At 40.2% G+C, this 6543-nt stretch carries 6 protein-coding genes; 1 reads left to right on the top strand and 5 read right to left on the bottom strand.

Going from position 1 to position 6543, the window contains the following annotated elements:
- The 5 genes from AAC037_RS17255 to AAC037_RS17275 form a co-directional block, all read right to left on the bottom strand.
- Positions 1-639 (bottom strand): substrate-binding domain-containing protein (locus AAC037_RS17255; RefSeq protein WP_339904309.1); only part of this gene is annotated, 639 nt, incomplete at its 3' end.
- A 38-nt stretch (positions 640-677) separates the two neighbouring features.
- Entirely contained in the window at positions 678-1649 is a 972-nt protein-coding gene (locus AAC037_RS17260) for a transketolase C-terminal domain-containing protein (protein ID WP_339904311.1), read from the bottom strand.
- Positions 1650-1652: 3 nt separating this feature from the next.
- On the bottom strand, positions 1653-2480 hold the full coding sequence (locus AAC037_RS17265; RefSeq protein ID WP_339904316.1) for a transketolase: 828 nt from the start codon (positions 2478-2480) through the stop codon (positions 1653-1655).
- A gap of 36 nt (positions 2481-2516) precedes the next feature.
- Positions 2517-3935: an L-fucose/L-arabinose isomerase family protein gene (locus AAC037_RS17270; RefSeq protein WP_339904312.1), complete on the bottom strand. Its 1419-nt coding sequence runs from the start codon at positions 3933-3935 to the stop codon at positions 2517-2519.
- 28 nt (positions 3936-3963) lie between these two features.
- A complete protein-coding gene (locus AAC037_RS17275; protein ID WP_339904313.1) occupies positions 3964-4743 on the bottom strand; it encodes a DeoR/GlpR family DNA-binding transcription regulator in 780 nt (259 codons plus the stop codon).
- 294 nt (positions 4744-5037) lie between these two features.
- On the opposite strand from AAC037_RS17275, the gene AAC037_RS17280 reads away from it, so the two are divergent.
- The gene (locus tag AAC037_RS17280) at positions 5038-6327 is read left to right on the top strand and encodes a nucleoside hydrolase-like domain-containing protein (protein WP_339904315.1); all 1290 of its coding nucleotides are present in this window, start codon (positions 5038-5040) and stop codon (positions 6325-6327) included.
- Positions 6328-6543 lie beyond the last annotated feature (216 nt).

Consider the following 6543-nt stretch of genomic DNA (forward strand, 5'->3'; position numbering starts at 1 on the left):
AAATACCCCCTTGATGTCGGGGTGCACTTGTAATATGGATTCCATAACTTCCATGGCTTTGTTTCTGTCGAAATCTGCATTTTGCTGGGCAACCATTTGAAGTTCGGGATAATTGTCCACCACCGAATGAAACCCTCTAGACCTGCTCCAAGTGTTGTTGTCACCTACTAAACCTAGAATTTCAACATATTTGCCCTTTTTATTGAGCTTTTCTACAAAGTATTTACCAATGGCCACGCAACCTGCATAGCTGTCTGAAAGAATCTGGCTTGTGGCTGCATCCGTTGCATTGATCTCTCGATCCATGCAAAATACCGGCACCCCCTTTTCTTTGGCGATCCTTACATTGGCAATTGAGCCATCTGCATTTGTAGGGTTGAAAAGTATGGCGTCATATCCTGAAGAAACAGCGTTTTCAAAATGATCTGTTTCTAGTGCGGTATTGTTTTGGGAATCAAAAATAGTTGCCTCAAATCCCAATTCGGTAGCACGATCTGCGGCTGTTTCTGCCAATACTACAAACCAGGGATTGTTAAGAGTGGACACAATTACGGCCACCTTTTTAGGTTGATCCAAGGCGTGTTCATCAGGTCCTCCGCAGCCATTTAAAATCAATGCTACTGCAAAAAAGCAAAGCATTTTTAAGGGGTTGAAATTGGTCATTTTGGGTTTGGGTGTTAATTTTTTAAAACTAATACTGCTTTCGCTACTATGCCATCACAGGAAATCCCGTAATGCTTAAAGATCTCATTTTGGGAACCCGTCACGGTGTACTCATCGGGAATGCCCATAATATGGAATGGGTTTGTTGCCCCTTGTTGAAAAAGGTAGGAAGCACAGGCTTCTCCTAAGCCTCCGTTTACCATATGTTCTTCTACTGTGATTATTGGTTTCCCAACTTTGGCTAAATCATCCAGAAGCTTTGTATCCAAAGGTTTGATGGTGTGCATGCTGATAACCTTGGTAGTGATTCCATGCTGCTGTTCCAAAACCTCTGCTGCCTGCCATGCGTGTTGGACGGTTTCTCCATTGGCAATGATGGTAAGGTCAGTTCCTTCGCGGATAACTCTCCCCTTACCAAATTCGAATGTTTGGTTTTCTTCACTCAAGAAGGGTACGCTTTTTTTACCAAAGCGAAGGTAAATCGGTTGTTTAAGATTGGCGGCTAAACGCACCGCCTGTTCAGTTTCGAAGTTGTCCGCTGGCACCACAATGGTGATATTGTTGATGGCTCGAAGCACGGCAAAGTCATGAAGGCTATGATGTGTGGTGCCTAATGCACCGTAGCTTACACCAGCACTTATTCCTACCAATTTCACGGGGTTATCAGAATAGGCCACATCGTTTTTGATTTGTTCCAGTGCTCTTGCTGTAAGGAAACAAGCAGGTGAAACAGCAAAAGGTTTCTTTCCTGCAGAAGCCAGGCCAGCGGCTACGCCTACTAGATTTTGTTCAGCAATGCCAACCTCTACAATCTGATTTGGATATTTCTGTCCAAATGGAACGAGTTTCCCCGAACCGCGGGAGTCACTCGTTACGGCAATGATTGATGGGTCCGCAGCAGCTAAGTTTTCAAGGGTTTCAGCAAAAACTTCTTGGTTTGCTCTACCCATTTTTAAATTTTTATTTACAATTTTATTCAGTTCCATGATCTATGAGATTAATGCCTCAGCCGCGTCTAGTTCTGATATAGCCAATTCGTATTGTTCGGGGCTTGGGACGCCATGGTGCCATTTCAAAACGCTTTCCATATAACTCACCCCTTTTCCTTTGACTGTATGGGCAATGATGAAATTTGGTTTACCAATATTGTATGGGCCATTGTTTAATGCTTCTGTCAGTTCTTTTAAATTATGACCATCAACCTCTTTCACAGACCAACCAAAAGCTTCCAATTTTTCCTGAAGGGAATCAGTATTCATTACTTCCTGATTTGAACCGGTGATTTGCTGTTTGTTATTGTCCAAAATCGCGTATAGGTTGTCCAATTTATAATGCGATGCGGAAAGAAATGCTTCCCAGTTGGAGCCTTCAGGCAATTCACCATCTCCTAAAAGCGTAAATATCCGGTGTTGCTTTTTGTCCAGTTTGGCTGCAATAGCCTCTCCGACGCAGATAGGTAAACCATGGCCCAAAGCTCCGGTATTTTGCTCCACTCCATTTACTTTTTTTGTAGGGTGGCCGATATAGTGAGATTGGTACTGACAAAGCGTTTCCAGGTCTGATTCAGGAAAAAAACCTCTGTCTGCAAGCGTGACAAACAGGGCTTCTACGCTGTGTCCTTTACTTTGAATATAGCGGTCTCTTTCAGGGTTTCTGAAATCGTTTGTGTTCACATTAAGTACTTTATTGTACAATACATTCAATATGTCCACACAAGATAAGCTTCCTCCGGTATGTCCGGCTTTTGCTTTGTAAATGTATTTGAGAATGTTTTTTCTCAGCAATACTGACTTTTTTTCCAAATCTTTATCTGACATCATTGTTTTCTCTTCGTGGTAACAATTCACCTGATTTTATTCTCCTTCATGATGGTATACGTCCCATCCCATATAGTTTTCAAATGCTTCTTTCAAAACTTCAGAAGTATGCGAGGCATTCATTACGACATGATGTTCGAAACCATTTTTACATATATATTGCATTAATCCCTGAAGGTTTGGGATTTTTGCAACGGCCCTATTTCCGAAAGTTTTTAATTCATCATTTGTCAACATTCCATCTCCCATGTAGGCTTTCATGATTCCTTTGGTATCATCTGTGGTGATTCTACCGAAAGTCAAGGGTGAGGCAGGCGTACGTCCATCCAAAGCACCATAGGTGTTTTCCACCCCTACAGTGGTACCGAGAATGGGTGCATTGCTAATCTCTATGTCAGGTAAGAAGGATTTGGCCCAGTTTCCGCAGTGGAAAAGCACACATTTTTCCTCATCATCTGCATAGTTATTGTTCCAATCTACCAAAGCACTGGGAGAACCAGAGGCCAATTGCATTGCATACATGCTTAGGGTTCCCGTCACATCTACTTCACAGGCGCTAGGGATCATGCCTTCGCTAAACATACTTGAGCTGGTGCAAACATTGCAACCATAGTTTTGCTGAAGCGAGGTCCAACACTGAATGGCATTGGCATCCAATTGATTTTCAGTCATAAAATCATTCAATACCACATCAAGCTTTGCCATTTGAATTAAAGACTCACTTGGGGTTTTTCCGGTAGAGGCATAATTGTGAATTTTCTCCAAATGATCTTTTACCCGATGATGAGAATTGTCTAGCTTATTGGCTTTTCCAAGTATTTCTGATAAATCGCAGGTGACCACAGAAATGCCATTTTTCTGCAATATTTTTTCGCTGTACCTCACCGTGTTAAAAGCAGTGGGTCTGGCGCCAATGGCTCCAATTCGAACATTTTTCATTCCTTTAACTAAACGGCAAACACCCAGGAATTTTTGTAAATCTGCCTGAAAGGATGGGTCGGTAGGGTGGACCACATGTTTGGTAGTGATCGAATATTTGATACCGTATTGGTAAAGGTTATTGCAAACTGAGATTTTCCCACACCATGAATCTCTTCTGTTGGCTACATTTAGTTTATTCAGCTCATCAGGGTATCCTTGAATAAGTACCGGCACTTTAAGATCAGCAAGGTGTAAAGTGTCTGCAATTCCTCGTTCATCTCCGAAATTTGGGAGTACTACTAAAACACCTGCGATATCTTCCTTATGCTTCTTGAAAAGATCAGCACATTTCCTGGCATCCAAATAGGTTTCAACTCCACCAAGTTTAGTTTCTTTTTCTCCAAAAATAATGGCTTTGACCCCTTGCTTTTTAAGAACTTTTAAAACCTCAGTTCTTGCTTCTGACACGAGTTTGTCAGGGAAAAAATCTCTATTTCCTATGATAATGCCTAAAGTAATGTTTTGATTTTTCATTGTTTTGTTAAAATGGGCTTATTACTTGCTATTTTTCATTATTATCTTCAGCGATAATTAATTGGATTTCATTTTCTTTGAAAACCTCTTTGTGTTTATTTTCGACTCCTTCGTCAGTGATAATGTAATCAATAAGTGATAAGGCACCGAGGCTGGCAAAAGCACTTTTTCCAATTTTCGAAGAATCGGCTACCAGGTAAGTAATGTCTGCGGCATCTATCATGGCTTTTTTCACTACAAGATCGCTAAGGCTTGGGTAGGTAAGTCCGGATTTTAAGGAAATACCTGCAGTTGCCAGAAAGAGTTTCTGGACATTCAGCCCCTTAAAGAAATCAGCCGCTTTTTGACCGGTAAGTGATAATGTAGGTGCCTTGAATTCACCTCCAGTCATGATAATGTCTATGTTTGGATTAGCACCTAGCATAAGTGCTATATTTAGGGCATTTGTAATGACTGTCAAGCCCTTAATATTTATTATTTTTTTAGCAATCTCAGTGGTAGTAGAACCTGAATCTAATATGATGGTATCCCCGGGCTGAATAAATTCCAGACACTTTTCGGCAATAATTTCTTTTTTCTTCAAATTATCCTGATGGATTAATGAGAAATTACGCACCTGGTCTTCCACATTTTTTAAATGTACACCACCGTGCTCTCGGATAACAAAACCATTTTTTTCCAATTTTTCCAGATCCTGTCTGATAGTGACCTCTGTGACCTTAAAAATCCTGGCCAGATCGATTACTTTGGCAGATCCATCTTCTTTAAGTAAGGCAAGTATCTTTTCTTTTCTTTGTTTTGGCAGCATATTTTTTGTTTAATATCGAAAACATTTTCGATAAATTGTTTTTACTAGGGTTTAAAGCTTCTATTTTGCTGGTGTCTCAAGTTATGCACCATTGAAAGTAGAAGTCATACTTGTAAATAAAATTAAAATTAAGAAATAAATAAATATTTTTCTTAAAAATTTTCGTTTTTATTTATTTTTGGTTTCATTTACTTTTGTTTTAATTCATATTTATTTGTTTTAGTGCGGATTGTGGTTTTGATATACCCTATACCAAAAGACAATTGTTTAAATTTTAGCGTAAAAAAAGAGAAAATGAATTTAATGTATAGCACAAGTTTTTTGTGGATAATCGCTTGGCTGGCGATAATTGATTTCAAGGCAGATAAAATGGAAACTGTTAAGCCCAGGGTTTTGATTAGTTCCGATATAGGAGGAACCGACCCGGATGATTTTCAGTCCATGATACATTTATTGATGTATGCGGATCAATTTGAAATTGAGGGCTTGATTTCCTCTCCTTTCGGGGGAGGACGCAAGAGTGATTTCTTGGACATTATTGCGCATTATGAAAAGGATTATGCCCAGTTAGCAAAACATACAAGTGGTCTTCCGAAACCCGCTGCTTTGAGATCGGTTGTCAAGCAAGGCGCCATTCCGGCAGCTCCTTTTAAGGGGTATTCTACTTCTACTGAAGGTTCAGATTGGATCATTAAATGCGCCAAAAAAGAAAGTGATCAACCGATTTGGGTTTTGGTTTGGGGAGGAATAGAAGATCTCGCTCAGGCATTGCATGATGCACCGGAAATAAAGGAGAATATAAGGGTGTATTGGATTGGAGGCCCGAATAAGAAATGGAGCATCAATGCCTATTCATATATCGCTGCCAATCATTCAGATTTATGGATGATAGAATCCAATGCAACCTATAGGGGTTGGTTTATGGATGATGGTACTTCCGAAACTTACAAAGCGGATGCGTATTATAACAATTTTATTCAAGGGCGAGGGGTAATGGGTAAGGATTTCATCAATTATTACAATGGAGAAATAAAAATGGGAGATACCCCATCACTCGCTTATATAATGAAGGGAGACCCGGAAGACCCTACAGGAGAAAGTTGGGGTGGAAGCTTTGAGAGGATAGACCGTAGTTCCAGAAGTGTATTTGAAGGTGGTAGTACCAAGGCAGATACAGTGGCGGCTTATGCTACAATCGAATGGAGATTTAAAGGACCTAAAATAATGGTTCCTGAGGATTCTGCAGTTTTTCAAATCAAAATACAAGGTCAGGTTTGGCCGGGTTATTACCTCGGAGAAGGGGTTTACGGAGTAAAATATAGCTCTAAAAAGGCTGAACACGGTAAATACAAAACCAGTAGTGAAATTCCTGAACTGAATGGCTTGGAAGGAGAATATATCAGTACCATTCCCTGGCCGGGAAAACCCTCTTCAGACGATTACCAATTGGGATCCAATTGGTACAGTGATCGATCAAGTAAGGGGTTATTTATTAAAGATCAACAGGGAGCGAAAACCATTGCTAACTTCAGAGAAGCCTTTTTGGGCGACTGGGGAGAAAGATGGAAATGGTTGGAAAAATAGACGTAATAGAAGGGCTATTGCCTCTTTCAGGATTAATATTACCACAAATAAGGAAATTCAATTACAATGAAAAATAAAATTGCACTTTCAAAAACAATGGGATTGATAGGGTTAATTGCAGTTCTAGCGATTGGCTCCGCAATGGGTCAGAATGATTCCAAAGATTTTCGAGACATGCGCTGGAAGGATGTTGCTGTGAAAATGCCGGAAGCCTGG

This window comes from uncultured Cyclobacterium sp. (assembly GCF_963976465.1).
GTDB lineage: Bacteria > Bacteroidota > Bacteroidia > Cytophagales > Cyclobacteriaceae > Cyclobacterium.

Excerpts from the sequence above, each read along its gene's own strand:
- AAC037_RS17265 (WP_339904316.1), bottom strand. The coding sequence starts at position 2,480 with ATGTCAGATAAAGATTTGGAAAAAAAGTCAGTATTGCTGAGAAAAAAC.
- AAC037_RS17275 (WP_339904313.1), bottom strand. The coding sequence starts at position 4,743 with ATGCTGCCAAAACAAAGAAAAGAAAAGATACTTGCCTTACTTAAAGAA.
- AAC037_RS17280 (WP_339904315.1), top strand. The coding sequence starts at position 5,038 with ATGAATTTAATGTATAGCACAAGTTTTTTGTGGATAATCGCTTGGCTG.
- AAC037_RS17260 (WP_339904311.1), bottom strand. The coding sequence starts at position 1,649 with ATGGAACTGAATAAAATTGTAAATAAAAATTTAAAAATGGGTAGAGCA.
- AAC037_RS17270 (WP_339904312.1), bottom strand. The coding sequence starts at position 3,935 with ATGAAAAATCAAAACATTACTTTAGGCATTATCATAGGAAATAGAGAT.